Source organism: Corynebacterium sp. LaCa117 (genome assembly GCF_046717765.1).
Taxonomy (GTDB): Bacteria; Actinomycetota; Actinomycetes; order Mycobacteriales; family Mycobacteriaceae; genus Corynebacterium; species Corynebacterium kefirresidentii.
The window spans coordinates 33,000-49,706 of record NZ_CP177102.1 but is presented as its reverse complement, the minus strand read 5'-3'; the positions used below and the strand labels follow the sequence as shown (position 1 = coordinate 49,706).

At 54.5% G+C, this 16,707-nt stretch carries 17 protein-coding genes, 1 tRNA gene and 3 pseudogenes; 13 read left to right on the top strand and 8 right to left on the bottom strand.

The window, feature by feature from the left end; all coding sequences use genetic code 11:
• Positions 1-48: 48 nt before the first annotated feature.
• Positions 49-381, top strand: a pseudogene (locus tag ACLI1L_RS00280) (transposase); the annotation flags it as partial.
• A 128-nt stretch (positions 382-509) separates the two neighbouring features.
• On the opposite strand, the gene ACLI1L_RS00275 reads toward ACLI1L_RS00280, so the two are convergent.
• Positions 510-1,211, bottom strand: coding sequence for a recombinase family protein (locus ACLI1L_RS00275; RefSeq protein ID WP_411707735.1), 702 nt, complete (start codon positions 1,209-1,211; stop codon positions 510-512).
• Positions 1,212-1,228: 17 nt separating this feature from the next.
• Between ACLI1L_RS00275 and ACLI1L_RS00270 the strand changes: the two genes are divergently transcribed.
• A complete protein-coding gene (locus tag ACLI1L_RS00270) occupies positions 1,229-1,810 on the top strand; it encodes a hypothetical protein (protein ID WP_408923094.1) in 582 nt (193 codons plus the stop codon).
• A gap of 309 nt (positions 1,811-2,119) precedes the next feature.
• Here ACLI1L_RS00270 and ACLI1L_RS00265 read toward each other — a convergent pair.
• The 4 genes and pseudogenes from ACLI1L_RS00265 to ACLI1L_RS00250 form a co-directional block, all read right to left on the bottom strand.
• Positions 2,120-2,557 (bottom strand): annotated as a pseudogene (locus ACLI1L_RS00265) (integrase core domain-containing protein); the annotation flags it as partial.
• Between the two features lie 22 nt (positions 2,558-2,579).
• Positions 2,580-2,885 carry an integrase core domain-containing protein gene (locus tag ACLI1L_RS00260; protein WP_411707734.1) on the bottom strand — a complete coding sequence of 102 codons (306 nt, stop codon included), beginning with the start codon at positions 2,883-2,885 and terminating at the stop codon, positions 2,580-2,582.
• Complete coding sequence (locus tag ACLI1L_RS00255; protein WP_411707733.1) at positions 2,882-3,499, bottom strand: IS3 family transposase; 618 nt, start codon at positions 3,497-3,499, stop codon at positions 2,882-2,884. Before ACLI1L_RS00255 ends, ACLI1L_RS00260 begins: the two co-directional genes overlap by 4 nt.
• A 162-nt stretch (positions 3,500-3,661) precedes the next feature.
• Positions 3,662-3,861: pseudogene (locus ACLI1L_RS00250) on the bottom strand (hypothetical protein).
• Between the two features lie 71 nt (positions 3,862-3,932).
• Between ACLI1L_RS00250 and ACLI1L_RS00245 the strand changes: the two are divergent.
• On the top strand, positions 3,933-4,901 hold the full coding sequence (locus ACLI1L_RS00245) for a hypothetical protein (RefSeq protein WP_411707732.1): 969 nt from the start codon (positions 3,933-3,935) through the stop codon (positions 4,899-4,901).
• A 41-nt stretch (positions 4,902-4,942) separates the two neighbouring features.
• Here ACLI1L_RS00245 and ACLI1L_RS00240 read toward each other — a convergent pair whose 3' ends face one another.
• Positions 4,943-5,662, bottom strand: coding sequence for a type IIL restriction-modification enzyme MmeI (locus tag ACLI1L_RS00240; RefSeq protein ID WP_411707731.1), 720 nt, complete (start codon positions 5,660-5,662; stop codon positions 4,943-4,945).
• A gap of 980 nt (positions 5,663-6,642) precedes the next feature.
• Between ACLI1L_RS00240 and ACLI1L_RS00235 the strand changes: the two genes are divergently transcribed.
• The 4 genes from ACLI1L_RS00235 (at position 6,643) to ACLI1L_RS00220 (ending at position 8,518) form a co-directional block, all read left to right on the top strand.
• A complete protein-coding gene (locus ACLI1L_RS00235; RefSeq protein ID WP_204610596.1) occupies positions 6,643-7,260 on the top strand; it encodes a class I SAM-dependent methyltransferase in 618 nt (205 codons plus the stop codon).
• Between the two features lie 386 nt (positions 7,261-7,646).
• The gene (locus tag ACLI1L_RS00230; RefSeq protein ID WP_239194781.1) at positions 7,647-7,835 is read left to right on the top strand and encodes a hypothetical protein; all 189 of its coding nucleotides are present in this window, start codon (positions 7,647-7,649) and stop codon (positions 7,833-7,835) included.
• Positions 7,819-8,031 carry a helix-turn-helix transcriptional regulator gene (locus ACLI1L_RS00225; RefSeq protein ID WP_204611392.1) on the top strand — a complete coding sequence of 71 codons (213 nt, stop codon included), beginning with the start codon at positions 7,819-7,821 and terminating at the stop codon, positions 8,029-8,031. The genes ACLI1L_RS00230 and ACLI1L_RS00225 overlap by 17 nt, the downstream gene beginning before the upstream one ends.
• Positions 8,032-8,230: 199 nt before the next feature.
• Positions 8,231-8,518, top strand: a complete 288-nt coding sequence (locus ACLI1L_RS00220; RefSeq protein ID WP_204610597.1) for a helix-turn-helix domain-containing protein — start codon at positions 8,231-8,233, stop codon at positions 8,516-8,518.
• Between the two features lie 18 nt (positions 8,519-8,536).
• Here ACLI1L_RS00220 and ACLI1L_RS00215 read toward each other — a convergent pair whose 3' ends face one another.
• Both ACLI1L_RS00215 and ACLI1L_RS00210 read right to left on the bottom strand, forming a co-directional pair.
• Positions 8,537-9,277, bottom strand: coding sequence for an SDR family NAD(P)-dependent oxidoreductase (locus tag ACLI1L_RS00215; RefSeq protein WP_239194784.1), 741 nt, complete (start codon positions 9,275-9,277; stop codon positions 8,537-8,539).
• Positions 9,278-9,518: 241 nt separating this feature from the next.
• A tRNA-Leu gene (locus ACLI1L_RS00210) sits at positions 9,519-9,606 on the bottom strand.
• Positions 9,607-9,805: 199 nt separating this feature from the next.
• On the opposite strand from ACLI1L_RS00210, the gene ACLI1L_RS00205 reads away from it, so the two are divergent.
• Genes ACLI1L_RS00205 through ACLI1L_RS00180 form a run of 6 tightly spaced genes read left to right on the top strand, consistent with a single transcriptional unit; the run spans position 9,806 to position 16,706 of the window.
• Positions 9,806-10,639, top strand: a complete 834-nt coding sequence (locus ACLI1L_RS00205; protein WP_005329666.1) for a DUF3662 and FHA domain-containing protein — start codon at positions 9,806-9,808, stop codon at positions 10,637-10,639.
• Positions 10,640-10,664: 25 nt separating this feature from the next.
• Positions 10,665-11,117, top strand: a complete 453-nt coding sequence (locus ACLI1L_RS00200; protein WP_005329668.1) for an FHA domain-containing protein — start codon at positions 10,665-10,667, stop codon at positions 11,115-11,117.
• Positions 11,114-12,478, top strand: coding sequence for a PP2C family protein-serine/threonine phosphatase (locus ACLI1L_RS00195; RefSeq protein WP_411707730.1), 1,365 nt, complete (start codon positions 11,114-11,116; stop codon positions 12,476-12,478). Before ACLI1L_RS00200 ends, ACLI1L_RS00195 begins: the two co-directional genes overlap by 4 nt.
• Before the next feature lie 3 nt (positions 12,479-12,481).
• Entirely contained in the window at positions 12,482-13,834 is a 1,353-nt protein-coding gene (locus ACLI1L_RS00190; RefSeq protein WP_086589191.1) for an FtsW/RodA/SpoVE family cell cycle protein, read from the top strand.
• Positions 13,831-15,261 (top strand): penicillin-binding transpeptidase domain-containing protein, encoded by a 1,431-nt coding sequence (locus ACLI1L_RS00185; protein ID WP_411707729.1) that lies wholly within the window; start codon positions 13,831-13,833, stop codon positions 15,259-15,261. The genes ACLI1L_RS00190 and ACLI1L_RS00185 overlap by 4 nt, the downstream gene beginning before the upstream one ends.
• Complete coding sequence (locus ACLI1L_RS00180) at positions 15,261-16,706, top strand: serine/threonine-protein kinase (RefSeq protein ID WP_411707728.1); 1,446 nt, start codon at positions 15,261-15,263, stop codon at positions 16,704-16,706. The genes ACLI1L_RS00185 and ACLI1L_RS00180 overlap by 1 nt, the downstream gene beginning before the upstream one ends.
• The last annotated feature ends 1 nt before the right edge of the window (position 16,707 follow it).

Below are 16,707 nucleotides of genomic sequence, written 5' to 3'. Positions count from 1 at the left end.
TCACCTTAAGGGAGGTTTGCAATACCGCATGTAGAGTTCTGTGGACAGAAGCTTCCTCACTTGGCCGACTACCTAGAGGAATCACTCGATGAGCTGATAGCTTTTACTACTGCACCGAAACCGGTATGGACCAAGATCTGGTCCAATAACCCCACCGAACGGCTCAACCGAGAAATCCGACGTCACACCGACGTCGTCGGGATCTTCCCACACCGTGAAGCCGTCATCCGGCCGGTCGGGGCCGTCCTTGCGAAACAACACGATGAGTGGATCCAGCAAAAACGCTACATATCGCTGACCAGCCTGACCCAGACCAAGGAAATCATCGCTGCCAACCTCGTCGACGACACACCCACCGACAGCAAGGAAATCGCCGCCTAATACTTACCCAACCCCGGCCCCGAGACGGCCCCAAGCATCGCTAAGCGCCCCACGCGGGCGCTTTCTTTATGCCCTAAGTCAGGTGCGCATATTTACCGATATGGAGCCACTCATCCACAGGGTCTAACCTACGGCAAAACCTTTAGGGCGTATTCGAGGGCTTCCTGGCGAACGCGCCATGCGTATTCAGGCGTGATGTGGTCGCGGCGACGAAGCTTTACGCGAGCAGCAGGCTTATCACCTTTAACCGTGACCTTGCCCTTTGCCTTATTCGTTCGAATGGCCATCGTCGGAGTCACCTCTTTCAAGTGCTTTACCCTCATTATATTCCGAATCCCCATCCGAAAGCGAGGGCGGCTTGTCCTCCGTGTTTTCTTTGTGCAGATCAACAACCGTTTCTCTAAGCGTTTGAGGAACTTGACGGATACTCCGCGTTCGGTGAGTTCATCGACCAGGCGGTGGAGGTCGATAAGGGAGCGGGCAAGTCTGTCCATGCTGACTACGATGAGTTGATCGTCGGCACGCAGATAATTCAGTGCCCCATCTAAGCCGGGGCGCTGGGTGGAGGAGCCACTCACCGTGTCGGTGAAGATGCGGAAGACTTTTTCCTTCTTTAATGCTGCGGTTTGCCGGTCAAGATTCTGGTCTTTGGGACTAACACGCGCGTAGCCGATTTTCTGCCCCGCAACAACCTCTGGTTGTTCTGGGAGGTCGAGAGGTAGTGACGGTTCTGTTCCATACAGACAGCAGCTGTCTAGTTCCCCGGTGGCTGTTTCTGACCACATCGATCGTGGCTTGCATCCCGCCATATGGAAGTTGTCTTTGAACACTAGGCTACAATTTCAGGGTGGAATCCCAGCTAGTCGCCTACATCGATGAGTCCTCCGCCCTCAGACCCCCAGACCGGCAGGAGTACATGGTGTGTGCAGCCATCATCGACACTCAAGACTTGGAAAAAGTACGCGAGGAGCTGCGTCCACTACGGCTTCCTGGCCAGGTCAAACTTCACTGGACCGACGAACGTAATAGCCGACGCCGGAAAATTGTGGACACCCTTTCTGGGATCGACTCCATGCAAGCGATCATCACCCACCAGAGTGAAGTGAGCAAGAAGACGGAGAGACACCGCAGGAAATGCCTGGAGCAGATGTACTTCGAGCTCTCCGAGATGCACGTCCACAACGTCACTTTGGAAAGCCGGCAAGAAGCACAAAACAAGCGAGACATCGCCCATATAGTTGCCCTGCAGGGCCAGGGGCAAAGTGCTGGCATCCGACTGCGACACGTACGCGGTGGCGATGATCCACTGCTCTGGATTCCAGATGCCGTTCTGGGAGCACTGAACTCCGTCCATCTAGGGGAAGAGCAGTACTGGGAGAAGCTGCACGAGAAAGTGGTCCTCAACCGTCCCACCCCGGATTCCCTCTAGAGAAAGGCGAAGACCCTGGGTCCAGTCGTCCGGCTGGGCCCCAGGGTCTTCTTCCGATCCTGTCGTAACAGGTGGCAATAACACTAGGGTAGCACCATTTGGCACCATTTGGCACCATTTGGCACCGTTTGGCACCGTCCGTTTCCTTAGCTGGATCGGCGGCCTCATCCTAGTTTCCTAACCAAATCCACATCGACCAAGCCGAACGCAGCGGGCTAAATGTCACTCTGCTCAATACTCCTAGACGTTGACACCGACATGCCGCGCCGTCTACGAAACTGAAGCGTCCTGGGTTTAGTTCCGCTTCTTTTACGGCCCTGTGTTGATGGGCTCGGTGAGATAGTACTCGGTTTCTATTTCCTGTGGGGTGGCGTAGTCCAATGCTTCGTGAAGTCGTTTAGTGTTCCACCAATGCACCCACCGCAAGGTGGCCAGTTCGACTTCCCCGACCGACGTCCACGGGCCCTGGGCATGAATCAGTTCAGCCTTGTAGAGACCATTGACTGTTTCGGCTAGAGCATTGTCGTAAGAATCGCCGACTGTTCCCACACTCGGGCGGATTCCTGACTCAGCTAGCGCAGTGGAATACTTCAGTGACACATACTGGCTGCCCCGATCGCTATGGTGAATCAGCTGGTTTCCATGGATTCGCCCTGCAGTCGTTAACGCATGCTCCAAAGCCTCCATCGGCAGCGCGTCGGTGCGCATTGTCGAGCGTGTAGCGACACCAACAATTTTTCGGCTGAATGAAGTGCCCCGAGTTTTGTTCCTAGGCAATTGCCTTGATTTCTATTTTTACTTGCGGCGGGTTCTGCTTCCAAAATTCAGTTTCCACTTCGACTGGGGTTCGGTATCCCAAGCTTTGGTGAAGTCTCGTCTCGTTCCACCATGACACCCATTTGAGCGTCGCGATTTCTACCTCGACAACGTCACCCCACCTGCGAGTATGCATCAGCTCGTTCTTGTAGGAGCCATTAACATTTTCAGCCAAAGCATTGTCATAGAAGTCACCAACCGTCCCAGTGGAAGCGGCAATGCCATGCTGGGCAAGTCGCTCGTTGTAGACCACGCTCACGTACTGCGACCCATGATCCGAATGGTGAATGAGACCTGTCGTTTCCTCAGCACACCATCGCCTGGTTGAGAGCTTGCAGCGGCAGTGCTTCGGTCCGCATGGAATCTGATAACGCCCACCCAACGATTCGTCGAGAGTAAACGTCGGTGACAAACGCGGCATACACAAAGCCTTTTTTCGTGCGCACATACGCAAATGTCAGCCACCCACAGCTTATTCGGTCCTTGGGCTTTGAATTCACGCTCGACCAAGTCTGGGCGCAGATCAGGCACGTTAGACTTACGGGTTGTAATTGGTGATCCACCTTTGCTTTTGCCAGAAACACCGGCCAAGCGCATCAGCCGGGCAGTTTGTTCACGACCGATATCAATTCCGTCACGGCGAAGAGCATGCCACATCTTCCGCACACCGTAAACACCGTAATTATCCCGGTGAATAGAACTAATGCGTTCAACCAGCACAGCATCGCGAAGGCGACGAGCACTTAACCCACGGGCCTTGAACTGGCGATAACCACGCGAGGTGATGAACCCACCAGCCCGGTTATCCTTCAACGTCTTACAGATGAACTCAGCAGAGAAACAATTCCGGTATTCATCAATGAACCGGATCATTTCCGACGTTTTGGGTCGAGTTCCGACGCGAAAAAGCTGAGGCCGCCTTCAGCAGCTCATTAGTATCGCGTAACTCTTGATTTTCACGGCGTAGCCTCGCGTTTTCCGCAGCCAAGTCTTCAGGCACAGGTTCTGGGATGTTTCCCCACAGGACCGGCAAGCTTAAGTCCACTGACGAGCCGTGTGCCATAAAACCCCCAACTTTGGAGCTACTGACTGGCACGCGGCTTGCATCGACATATTTTCCGCCAAGATGCGGTCCTCTACAAGACGGACCACACGGTCCTTCGCATCCCGGTCAAATTTTCTTGGCATATTCGAAGATTTTCCCATCTACTCAAACGGAACAAAACCTGGAGCACTTCACTTCCCCATGTGATAGGCCTAGTACATGGATAGTCATCCCCCACATCTCACCCCCTCCCTCCCAACTGTGGTCATTTACCAAAACGCAGATTTCGTCTCTGGCATCATCCAAGAGATTTACAAAGCAGGACTACTGGAAGCTACCGAGTTCGAAAACAATTCGACCACAGGGAAAGGCGACGGGTCCGAGAAACAGGCCGCAATTGCCGCAAAAGCTAACGTGTTTCCCTGGCTAACCAACCTCGGTGCACAAGGGAGCTATACACACTCTCAATCAAATAGTGAGGAAGTCGCTACAACCCGCCACCAAAAATTCGTTTATTCCCAAGAATTTTTTCTAGACCAAGCCCGATCCGAACTTCGACGGCAGGAGCTAATAACTCGGGTAGAAAACTCAGAAAGCGCCTCGGAATTCCAAGTGGGAGATTTTATTGAATTTGAGGCTAGCTTTGAAGCTAACGAGGCTAACGCCATCCTCGATATCCTTACCCCTGAGTTAACTGCGGCTATAACTCGATATATCCACCGCTCCAAAGGGCTTGAAGAGATAGACACCCTTAGAGAGCAAGCTTCTAATGCAGATACCCAGATCCCAGTAGAGAAAATCAGCGGTATTAGAGAAATCTATGACGCTAGGGCGGAGAACCAGGCGGCACTTGCAGCAGACATTACCTCTGCTATAAGAATGGATTTCCGCGGTTCCGAAACTAAAGAATTCTATGCCTCAATTGGGGCGGGCCAACACTCGCTGACCGCTGTTACCGTCTGCGAAAAGGAGTATTTCAAATCCAAAGATTTCGATCGGCTACTAGATGGAAGATTTACCGTTCTGGGCAAAGTCGTTTCCCCTATTCGAGAGAATGTCCCAATCCTGGAGAGAAACAAACTGCTTAGCCGACTGCAGGTGGAAGCTCTAGATGAAATCCTTCGCCCTTTAGCCGAAGAGGCAGACACTCACCAACTGCTGGATCTCGATTTCAAGACAAGTGTAGAAGGACCTTCAATCACCGTATTGCCTATCGCTATCTATGTATAAACCCCCAAGCGTTTCATTTAAATCCCCGTCAAACTAGATAATCAACCTCTTATAAGCCGCGCATAGTTGGCGAACAGAATCTCTAGGCGTTGGCGCTCCGAAGTGAGCTTGCGAGGCGCTCCCATTGCTTTATCCACTTCCCGGTCGAGCGCGTCATGCGCCTTCACCAGTTCTGGTGCTATGGCCAGCGGGTTATAGTGCTCCGCGAGTGAGCGATCCGGGTGCAGCGCGCGAGCGTCGAGGACTTTTTGGCCAGCCTTGATGATGCGCTTCTGAGTAGCTTCATCGAGTTCTGGGACGGGGAACGTATTCCACGTCAGGGTGCTGGAGAAACGATAATCCGATTTGATTCTTCCGCCTACAGTTCTTTGCCCACTGATGAACATCGATGAAGAAATGAAGCCGAATTGTAGCCCGTCTGGGTCAGATACCAGCATGTTGGCATCGCCGCAGATTACTGAGGGAGGGTTGATTTGAGCAGTCCAGTATTTGCGGGTTTCACTAACGTGGCGAGGAATAGCTACATACTCTGTGGCAGGTTGGCGTATCTCGCCGAACAAGTGTGACGTATCAGCAAGCTTCTTTGTCGCTGCGCGAGTGCTCCTATTTCTATGCTGTTGGACTACTGTGACGGCTTCTTTGAGGGTCACCGATTTGGATATGTCGGAAGGGGAAAAGTCGTCCCCCGCCATCCAAAAACACCAACGGTCTGCTTTCCGGATTAGCTCTTGAGCGCCTATAAAACGACGCACGTATTTCATAGCAATAGGATCATTGTCTGGGCGCGCTGTCCCTGCTTTGGGGACGAGATACCCCCATCATTCGGCATGCTTCCAAAACAGCGGACGCGAGACTAGGTGACAATACCGCGTTTCGGGTTTCGACTAGGACATTTGCCCCGTCCACTAGATAAGCGTTAATCCCATGCTCCGCGGAAAACAACTCATGCTATGGCTTCCGCAACATCGACTACTCCATCAAACCCACGACAGTGGGATTCACACCCTAAATCCTCACACGTGCAATCCTCGGCCCTTAAAAACCGGAAAACGAAAGAAACCGGAGGTAACATACCCTTTCGAGTTTGTTACTTCCGGTGGTGCAGTTTGTTCAACTGCTCATGGTGTGATGTTCACGATGGCAGCTCAGCATGGCTTTTCAAAAAGTGTCTCCCGAGCTGCGGATATGGAATCTCCCGAGTATTAATTCCGCTACTAAGGCGCTTCAATCGGCCGCAAATTAGGCCGCAGAATCACCGCTAAACCATTTGCTTCCCTTATCTGGAACATGCTGTGGACATGAAAAAGCTCGCCCAGCAGGACCAAACGAGCATTAGCACATTTGTTTTATAAAATCTCCCAGAGGTTTATCGGTCGACATTCCTCAACTGGATTGACAGCCTTATCCTTCCGGCTCCTCGGAACGCCAAGGTGCGGTTTCAGAACTGTAAGTTGTAAGCACCATGTCACACCACAGACGAGCAGCATTCACTGCAAGCTCTGCATGCCGCTGCTCTAGCCCCAACCGTAAACTCTTCCATTTCCTTTCCACTCTTAATTCAGTCTCTTAAAAAATACCGAAATAGACGAAACGCAACGCAGGACGCATTATCTTGCGCTTCCTCTGAGTCTGTTGCGGCGGCAAGTGAACTACAAATTAGTAATGGAACGATTGTCCCAATAGTTAGCTTGCGGGATTCTGACAATTCAGCTCCATCCAATTCGGTAAAATTGACCATGCCATGACAAGTCGCTGGAATCACAACACGGCCTACCATTCTGAACTGCTCGCCGCTGCCCCGGGGCCGGATTCGAAAGTCCTTGACGTTGGTTCGGGAGACGGACTGCTAGTCAGCAAATTCGCGGAGGTAGTCCATGACGTAAGAGGCATAGACTCAGACCCCCATGCAGTCAAACAGGCTAGGGCCCTTCTGGCCACCGTCCCAAACGCAACTGTAATTCTCGGCGATGTTTTCGACGCCCCAGAACTACTAGGACAGCAGTTCGATCTCATCACGGCAGTGGCAACACTCCACCACCTCCCACTCGAACCGGCACTCAAACGGCTCGCAGAACTCCTATCACCCGGAGGAGAACTATTCGTGATAGGGATTGCCTCCAACAAAACTGCGGCCGACTGGTTCATCTCCGGAGCACTCGTCATCCCAGTACGTTTGATGAGTAAAGCCCATCGTGAGGAATATTATCCCGGTATGAAGACTTCAAAACCACAAAAGTCGCTGAAAGAAATTTGCGACATAGCCAAAATTGTTCTCCCCGGATGCCGCATTCAACGACGTTTTTACTACCGATACACACTCAGGTGGACTAAACCATCCGGCGGATTTACTAACTCCTAATCCAGCAACCCAACCACCTGGCACCGACACATTCGACAAGTCAGTAGCCCCTCGGTCAGGCCGGTAACCTTCCACCCCTGCACGAAACGGGGCGAGTGAAAAGCATTTTGGAACCTCATCGACTTCGCTCTCCAAGAGAGCCCAGCACCTCTACTCACACCCCAAAACCGGAAAACCAAAACAGCAGATTGGAGACTCTTTCAAGCTTTCTGCTTTAAGAACGAGCCAAAAGGAAAGATCGACTTACAGAACCGACTTTCCCCTCTCTGTTAGGAAAATTCATAGCGATCAATAAGCGTTGATTTGACCTTTCCTAGGCATTAAATGGTTGTCATTGTGTAAAGTATATTTACGTCACCGACGTTAAAGACATCCGAGGAGGAAATGTGACTAAGCAACGCACCCTGGTAGCAACCGTAAACGTCTTAATCATGATGGCCCTAGTGACTCTTTACTCTCAGGGTTGGGGCAATATCTATGTATACGCTGGCCTGGCAATGCTAGCGGTGGTTTTTGGCGGTGTTGCAGTGGCTCAGGCCGTTGATCTCAGTGACAAAGATGCAAACGCCCGATAGAACAAACAACATGCTAAGAACCACGCGAATTCGGAAAGGGCTAACCCAATCGAAACTTGCGGAATCCGCAGGAGTATCACGCCAAACAATCTATGCCGCTGAGCAGGGAGCCGATCTGCGCCTTTCGGTAGCAAAAAGGGTGGCAAATGTTCTTCAATCAACAGTGGACGAGCTTTTTAGCCACAGCCCGCGGTAAGACGTACGCGCATTCGCCCGATAAAGTAAAGGCTAGGGCATCTCTTATCAACAGGCTGAGGCTACCGGGCTGAACCCTTGAAAGTGGGCATCGGAGATTGAATCTATGCCGTCAATTTGAGGGTACGGAACAAAACCCGGGGCACTTCAATTCACAAATTCGCTATGCGCGATTTACACATTGACCGTAGGGTAAGAGTATGCCGCTGACACTCGTTTCCTTATCAACCGACCCAACACCCGACTTGCTTCGAACACGCATCGGACAAGCACTTCGCCAAACGCGGATAGCACAATCCAAGACTCTCCAAGACGTAGCCGATGAAGCAAACCTGTCACGATCCCACCTATCAGATATTGAACGTGGCAGGAAAGAAGCATCCTCAGAAGTCATTCGCAGCATCCACCAATCCTTAAACCTCAGCATCGACGATTTACTCGACCGCGCCTCACACTCGTCGAATCAGGGCCTGTGCCTAGCAGCCTAAACACATCCAAGCACCGATTTACAGTCCGCCTGAGGCCGTAATCATTTGGCCAGTAACCCAGCGCGACTCTGGCCCCGCAAGGAAAGCGGCTACCTTTGCAATATCTTCCGGGCGGCCCAACCTACCCATAGGGGTCATCTGTGCGAGCTGTTGCCTTAGTTCCGGGTCCGGATTGGCCTCTCGCTGGCCGTCGGTATCTGTTACTCCTGGCCGAATTGCGTTGACCGTAATATCTTTAGCTGCAAGTTCTTTAGCAGCTACTTGCGTCAGTGCTTCCAAAGCAGACTTCCCCGCGCAATACTCAGCGATCCCAGGTTGCGGCAACAAAGTATTCAACGACGAAATATTAATAATGGAACTTCCCTGAGGCATCGAAGGAGCAAGATGCTTAATAAGCAGGAAAGGGGCCGTCGCATTAATAGTGATGGCCTTATTCCATTCGTCTAACTCAGTATCAACTATGGGCCCGATCTCAGTTCCGGCACTGGCGTTGTTGACAACGACATTAAAAGGACCTTCTTGCGCTAGCTCTTTAACCGTTTCTTCGACAGAATCACTGGCACTTAGATCTGCACGTACAGCACGAACCTGATAGCCCCGGGACGACAAATCAGTGACCGCCTCATCCGCAGCGGTGCGGTTACTATTCCACGTCAGTACAACGTCGTACCCACCCCGTGCAAGGGTTTCTACTACCGCACGTCCAATACCACGCGACCCACCAGTAACTAATGCGGCTTTCTTCGTTGATTGTTCCATGCCGTCAATAATCCCCATCCCCACATAAAAAAGCCACGGATTCCGCTCCTAGCGAAATCCCTCCGAACTCGCGAACCCATAACCCATCGTCACATCAAACATTGCCCTCAAACGGGATGTGCGCCCTCAATCCCCGCACGTTCAATCCTCGGCCCTTAAAAACCGGAAAACGAAAGAAACCGGAGGTAACATACCCTTTCGAGTTTGTTACTTCCGGTCGTGCAGTTTGTTCAACTGCTCATGGTGCCCGGGGCGGGACTTGAACCCGCACGTCCTTATCGAACACTGGCACCTGAAGCCAGCGCGTCTGCCAATTCCGCCACCCGGGCAGGGTGTGGATGTCTTAGCGACTTGATAAAGATACCACGAATGCTGCTCAGAACTACAAATCTGCAGGAAAAATAAACTATTTCGGGCAAAGAGAAGGGAAATTTCTGGGAACTTTCGCGTCGCCATCTACGTTTCGAGGGGGTGAACAAACTATACTGATCGCTACTGATCGCTGCATGGTGGAAAGGAGAATGGCTCGTGGCGTTTTTAGAAAAGCTGGCGAAGCTGGACTCCGCCATGCAACGCGGCCTTGATAACGGCATGGCCCTTGTCTTCGGCGGCAAGGTCGTTCCCGCGGAAATTGATGAGCTTTTAAAGCAAGAAGCTCAGGACAATCTCGCGCGCGGCGACGATGACAACCTTTATAGTCCGAACGTAATGACTGTGGGTGTCTCCTCCAAGGATTTGGAGAACTTGTCGCAGGATCGCAATCTGCCGGCCGATTGTGCAGACCAGTTGACGCGCTTCATTCGCAATAGCGGATGGTCCCTTGCGGGCCCCGTGATTGTGCGAGTGGCAGAAGAATCTGGTTTGCGCACGGGTCAGCTTCGCGTGTCCTCGTTTATTGATCACGAGCCCACGGAAGAGACCGGTTTTGAGGCTATTTTCCACGACTTTGATGGTCAGGAGGACCAGATGACCGAGCAGCACGAGAATACGGCTGATGACGCGGTAACTACCGCTTTCATTGCTCCAGATAGTCAACCCGCTCCGCAGCCACAGGGCCCCGCAGTCAACCTGATGCTGCAGGATGGCTCCTCGCGCGTTTATCACGTGCAAGAAGGCTCCAATATTATCGGCCGCAGCAACGACGCCGACCTGCGGCTTCCGGATACGGGCGTATCCCGCCAGCACGCGGAGATTACCTGGAACGGCCAGGATGCGGTTTTGGTGGATTTGCAGTCCACCAATGGCACCACCGTGAATGAAACGCCGATTGATAATTGGCTGCTTGCCGACGGCGACGTGATCACCATGGGCCATTCCCACATCGAGGTCCGCATCACGGGCCTTGATTCGCACAGCTACTAAGTTCAGTTAAGGAAGGGAGGTCGCCATGGATGCAGTCATCATGCTGGCGCTTCGCATCGGCTTGTTGGCTCTGCTCTGGATTTTTATCCTGGTGGCCTTGAACGCCATGCGCCGCGATACCAATAAGTCCGCCGGTGCTATCCGCCAGCAGTCGAAGAAGGTGGGGGCACCGCGGCGTCGGGAAGCGATTAAGCAGCTGTCCATCGTTGAGGGGCCGTTGCAAGGCTCCCACATGGAATTGGGCACACTAGAGGATTGCACGCTGGGCCGAGCTTCTGATTGCGATTTTGTCACGGGCGATGATTATTCTTCTGGCCACCATGCCCGGCTATTCCGCCGCGGTAGCGAATGGGTAGTAGAAGATTTGGAATCTCGCAATGGCACCTTTGTCAATGGCGTGCGCATCGACCAACCCGAGGTAGTCGGCGCGGACTCCGAAATTAAGCTGGGCCGCACTACCGTGAGGTTGAACGCATGACACTGAAGCTGAACTTCTTTGCTAAGTCCGATCGCGGCCTCATTCGCGATAACAACGAGGACTCAGGCTACGCCGGTCCTCACCTTTTGATCTTGGCCGATGGCATGGGCGGCCACGCGGCGGGCGAGGTTGCCTCCGAGCTGATGGTCAACCACCTAGAAATTTTGGACCAAGATCCGGGCCAAGAAGACACTAAAGCACTGCTGGAAGCGGCCGCTGACCAGGCCAATGAGGCCATCAGTGATCACGTCAAGGCCCATCCAGAAACCGAAGGCATGGGCACCACGCTATCCACCATGCTCTTCAACGGCACGGATTTCGGCGTCTGCCACGTGGGTGATTCCCGCGGATACCTGCTGCGCGACGGCAAACTCGAGCAGATCACCAAGGATGATACCTACGTGCAATCCCTGGTGGATAAGGGCGAACTGGACCCAGGCGACGTCTCGTCGCACCCGCAAAAGTCCCTCATCCTAAAGGCCTATACGGGCCGCCCGGTCGAAGCAACGCTATTTACTCTCGACGCCAAGCCCGGCGACCGTATCCTGTTGTGCTCCGATGGGCTTTCGGATCCGGTAACCGCATCCACCATTGAGACCGCACTGGGGCAAGGCAGCATTGAGCAGGCCGGCTCCACCCTGGTGGACCTAGCCATCCGCTCCGGAGGCCCGGATAATGTCACCGTGGTTATCGGTGAGGTAACTGAGGAAAGCCCCCAGGAGCACAAACCATTCCGCGTGGGCGCCCTCGCGGGCCCTACGGAAGACCCAACCCATCCGGATTCTTCCGCCTCGCGGGCGGCACAACTCTCCCGCAAGCCTCAGGTAATTCCGCCGGCCGTCATGGCGGATGCCGAGGACGAGCGCCCGGAGCCCACTGAGGACGAAGCGGAGGAGGAAACTTCCGGCCGAAAGACCGGCTGGAAGGTCCTTCTTGCCCTGCTCATCGTCCTCGCGCTGGTCATCGGTGCCGGACTGTGGGCAAAGAACTTCTTGTCCAATAAGTATTACGTAGCTACCAACGAGGAACAGGAAATCACCATCCAACAGGGTGCTGATTACTCCGTCTTTGGCAAGGAACTACACTCCACGAACCAATACGTGTGCATCAATGACAGCAATTCGCTCCTCTTTTCCGGCGAGCCATGCAAGGGCGACTTTGCACCGCTAAAGGTTACGGACCTACCGGAATCTGAACGCAGCGCCGTCGACCATCTCTCCACTGGTGATCTGGGTGAGGTGCAGCAGCAAGTCAATGATTTGGGCGATAAGGCGCTCAAGCCATGTATTACAGCGCCGAGCCAAAAAGATAAGAAGGATGCCAAGAAAAACAAGCCTGGCGTCACCTGCCGGGAGGTGTAGGTTGTGAAAAAGTTTTTTAGCCGAGGGACCGAACTCGGCCTGCTCATCCTAGCCGCCATTGTCTTCGCTATTACCTTGGTGAGCTTGGAGCTTTCCCAGGACAACGCTCTGACCATGGACCTGGTTTATCTCATTGGCGGGTTCATTGGCATCTTTACCGTCGCCCATCTGGTGATGTGCTTCTTAGCACCTTATGCCGATCAGATCATGCTGCCCATCGTGGCGATCCTCAATGGCATCGGGCTCATCATGTTGGCCCGCCTAGATCTGGTTAAAGAAAGCGGGCTCGCGGTGCGTCAGGTCATGTGGACCGTCGTCGGACTCGTACTCTTCGTGCTGGTCTTGGCCATTTTGAAGGATCACCGCTCGCTGACGCGCTACTCCTATATCTTGGGTGCCGCAGGCCTTGTCCTGCTGGCCCTGCCGCTAGTATGGCCGCAGCCTGCGGACGTGGAGGCACGCATCTGGATAAACTTGGGTCCGTTTTCAATCCAGCCCGGCGAGTTCTCCAAGATCTTGCTGATCTTGTTCTTTGCCATGCTGCTGACGCAGAAGCGCTCCCTATTTACCGTGGCGGGATACCGAGTACTGGGTATCTCCCTGCCGCGCTTGCGCGACCTCGCACCCATCCTGATCATTTGGGCCGTCGCGATCGTCATCATGGGTATCTCCAATGACTTCGGCCCAGCGCTGCTGCTGTTTAGCACCGTCCTTGGCATGCTGTTTATGGCCACGGGCCGGGTGAGCTGGCTGCTTATCGGCGTTGTCCTCGTCGGTGTAGGTGGTTTCGGTATTTATCAGATCTCCGCGAAAATCCAGCAACGCTTTTCTAACTTCCTAGACCCGCTGGGCAATTATGACGTCACGGGTTTCCAGCTCTCCCAGTCGCTATTCGGCTTGTCTTCCGGTGGTATCTCTGGCAGCGGCTTGGGCGAGGGGCATCCAGAACTCGTTCCGGTGGCCCACTCGGATTACATCCTTGCTGCAATCGGTGAGGAGTTCGGCCTCATTGGCCTCGCCGGCGTACTGGTGCTTTTCGGTATGCTGGCCATCCGCGGCTTTGGCACTGCGCTGCGCACCCGCGATACCTATGGCAAGCTGGTGGCTTCCGGTCTTTCTCTTACCTTGGCAGTCCAGGTCTTTGTGGTCACCGGCGGCATTTCCGCCCTGCTGCCGATGACCGGTTTGACCACGCCGTTCATGTCTGCCGGTGGTTCCTCTCTCATGGCTAACTATGTGTTATTGGCGATCTTGCTGCGGATCTCTAACGCGGCTCGTCGCCCCATGCAGGAGACCTCGAGCAATGCGCCGAGCGATACCTCCATGTTCCCGTCGGTCCAGGAGGCTCACCGATGAATAGATCCATCCGTCTAGTGTCCTTATTCGCCATCATTTTGACGGCCATCTTGCTGGTCAACTTGACGGTGATTCAGGCTTTTTCTGAAGATAAATACGCCCATAATCCGCGGAATATGCGCGGCTTCATGGAAATGCAGACCACCCCGCGCGGACAGATCTTCGCGGGCAATACCGTATTGGCACAGTCGACGCAGAACCCAGACGAGACCTACTCGCGCTCCTACCCCATTGATTCACCGGCCTTTGGCAACTTGACCGGCTACCTGTCTAGCCAATTTGGTGCCTCGGGACTAGAGTCCTCCCAAAATGACATCCTCAATGGCACCGATGATTCATTGATGAAGCAAAACTGGCTCGATGCTCTGGCCGATAAGCCGAAGCAGGGCGCAAATGTAGAGGTCACCATCGATCCTGCACTCCAGCAGGCTGCCTATGATCAGCTTGTGGGCCCGGGTTACGAGGGCTCTGCGGTTGCCATTCAGCCTTCCACCGGCAAGATTCTGGCTATGGCCTCCAACCCTGGCTATAACCCGAATGATCTGATGGGCGATTCCGCCGAGGACGTTTGGGCCAACCTGCAGGAGCAGGAGGGGCAGCCGCTGGTCAACCACGCCGGTGCAGAAACGCTGCCTCCTGGTTCCATTTTCAAGATCATCACCACCGCAGCCGGCCTGAACAATGGCTTTAATCCTTCCTCCACCTTGACCGGTTCCAATGTCATTACCTTGCCTGACACGGTGACGGAGCTGACTAACTATGCCAACCAAAAGTGCAACGGCCAAGATGCGGTAACCCTGCAGACCGCCTTTGCACTGTCGTGCAATACCGCTTTTGTGGAGATGTCGGAGCAGCTCGGCGCAGATGAATTGCGCAAGTATGCCAAGGCCTTTGGCGTGGGAGAAAACTATGACCTCGGCGTCTCCACCTCCGCCGGTACCTTGGGTGATTTGCCGGATGGGGCGGCCACGGCGCAGTCCGCCATTGGTCAGCGTGATGTCACCATGACCGCGCTGCAAGCCGCTGTTATGGCGGGCACCGTGGCCAATAAGGGCACCCGCATGCAGCCTTACCTGGTCAATCGCATTACCGACTCCCAGATGAAGGACATCCGCACCACCAAACCAAAGAAGGCGGACCAGGCGGTTGATGAGGAAACTGCGGCTACGCTTACTGATTTGATGTATGCCTCGGAGCGTTCCTCCGCTGGATATGATGGCAATGGCTTTGCTTCCAAGACCGGTACCGCTGAGCATGGCGAGGGCCTAGCCCCGCACGTGTGGTACGTTGCCTTCGATCCGGAGCGGGATATCGCAGTGGGCGTCGTGGTAAAAAATGGTGGTAACTTAGGTGAGTCCGCGACGGGCGGCAAGATTTCCGGCCCAATTGGCCGCGCTATCCTGCGCGCATACCAGGGGGAGCAGTAATGAATAGCGCCGAGAATAAGGAACATCTCCAGGCACTGATTGGCAGCGACTACGAGCTGCAGTGGGTAATCGGCCACGGCGGAATGTCCACCGTGTGGTTGGCCGATGACACCCGCAATGATCGGGAAGTCGCACTCAAGGTTCTACGCCCGGAATTTTCCGATAACCAAGAGTTCCTCTCGCGTTTCCGCAACGAGGCGAAATCGGCCGAATCTATTCAGTCCGAGAACGTGGTAGCTACCTATGACTACCGCGAGTTGGAAGACAACGGCCGCAAATTCTGTTTCATGGCCTTGGAATACGTCCGTGGCGAATCCCTTGCAGACCTACTGGCGCGCGAAAATACGCTGCAGGAGGAGCTGGCTCTCGACGTCCTCGAGCAGGCTGCGCATGGCCTGTCCATCATTCACCGCATGGAGCTCGTACACCGCGATATTAAGCCCGGCAACTTGCTCATTACGCAAAATGGCCAGGTCAAGATCACGGACTTTGGCATTGCCAAGGCGGCCGCAGCCGTGCCGCTGACTCGCACCGGCATGGTGGTAGGCACCGCACAGTATGTGTCCCCCGAGCAAGCACAAGGCAAGGATGTGACGCCGGCTTCCGACGTCTATTCGCTCGGCGTCGTTGGCTATGAAATGCTCGCCGGCAAGCGTCCCTTTACCGGAGATTCCTCCGTGTCCATCGCCCTAGCGCATATCAACCAGGAGCCGGAGCCGCTATCGACGAATATCAGTGCCCCAGCTCGCGAGCTCATTCGCATTGCGTTGCGCAAGGATCCGGCCACCCGCTACGCCGATGGCAACGAGTTCACTCTAGCCATCTCCGCAGTCCGCTTGGGCAAGCGCCCGCCGCAGCCCAAGTCCGCTCCGCTAGCGCAGCGCGCACCAGAACCATCGCCGTCCGCCTCGACGGAGATGCTGGGCAACGTTGCCCAACCCACCACGATCCATCCGGCAGCGGGAACCGCTCCAGTTAAGGAATCGAAAGGTGGCTCCTCCTTTCTGAAGGGCCTGGGCATCACCTTGCTCCTCGCGGCCTTGGCCGGCGGCGGTTACCTCGCCTACCAGCAGCTAAGCGATAGCGAGGGAACGAGCGCACCCTCCAGCACGCTGGAAACCTCGGTGGTGACGGAGTACCGCGATCCCACCACCACCCACCAAGACACCCCGGACGAAGATACGGAAGAGGCCCCAGCACCGGTGACGGTGACAGAGACCGAGCCGCAGGAGACGGAGCAAGAAGAGACTCCGCGTACTACTCACCGTGAGACACCCACGCGCCACTCGCCCACCCACCAACAGCAGCCCCCGGCCCTACCGACGCAACAGAATCCGCAGGATACGCACGTTGAAAACACACCTGAGCTGGATACTCCAGTAAACTCGCAGGCTAATGAGCTCCCCGGAGACTTGGCTGATTTACTGACACAGGAGGGTGACTAAG

What these genes read in the sequence shown, in the direction of transcription:
- ACLI1L_RS00255 (WP_411707733.1), bottom strand. Translation starts at nt 3,499, where the DNA reads ATGATCCGGTTCATTGATGAATACCGGAATTGTTTCTCTGCTGAGTTC.
- ACLI1L_RS00240 (WP_411707731.1), bottom strand. Translation starts at nt 5,662, where the DNA reads ATGAAATACGTGCGTCGTTTTATAGGCGCTCAAGAGCTAATCCGGAAA.
- ACLI1L_RS00235 (WP_204610596.1), top strand. Translation starts at nt 6,643, where the DNA reads ATGACAAGTCGCTGGAATCACAACACGGCCTACCATTCTGAACTGCTC.
- ACLI1L_RS00225 (WP_204611392.1), top strand. Translation starts at nt 7,819, where the DNA reads ATGCAAACGCCCGATAGAACAAACAACATGCTAAGAACCACGCGAATT.
- ACLI1L_RS00220 (WP_204610597.1), top strand. Translation starts at nt 8,231, where the DNA reads ATGCCGCTGACACTCGTTTCCTTATCAACCGACCCAACACCCGACTTG.
- ACLI1L_RS00215 (WP_239194784.1), bottom strand. Translation starts at nt 9,277, where the DNA reads ATGGAACAATCAACGAAGAAAGCCGCATTAGTTACTGGTGGGTCGCGT.
- ACLI1L_RS00200 (WP_005329668.1), top strand. Translation starts at nt 10,665, where the DNA reads ATGGATGCAGTCATCATGCTGGCGCTTCGCATCGGCTTGTTGGCTCTG.
- ACLI1L_RS00195 (WP_411707730.1), top strand. Translation starts at nt 11,114, where the DNA reads ATGACACTGAAGCTGAACTTCTTTGCTAAGTCCGATCGCGGCCTCATT.
- ACLI1L_RS00185 (WP_411707729.1), top strand. Translation starts at nt 13,831, where the DNA reads ATGAATAGATCCATCCGTCTAGTGTCCTTATTCGCCATCATTTTGACG.
- ACLI1L_RS00180 (WP_411707728.1), top strand. Translation starts at nt 15,261, where the DNA reads ATGAATAGCGCCGAGAATAAGGAACATCTCCAGGCACTGATTGGCAGC.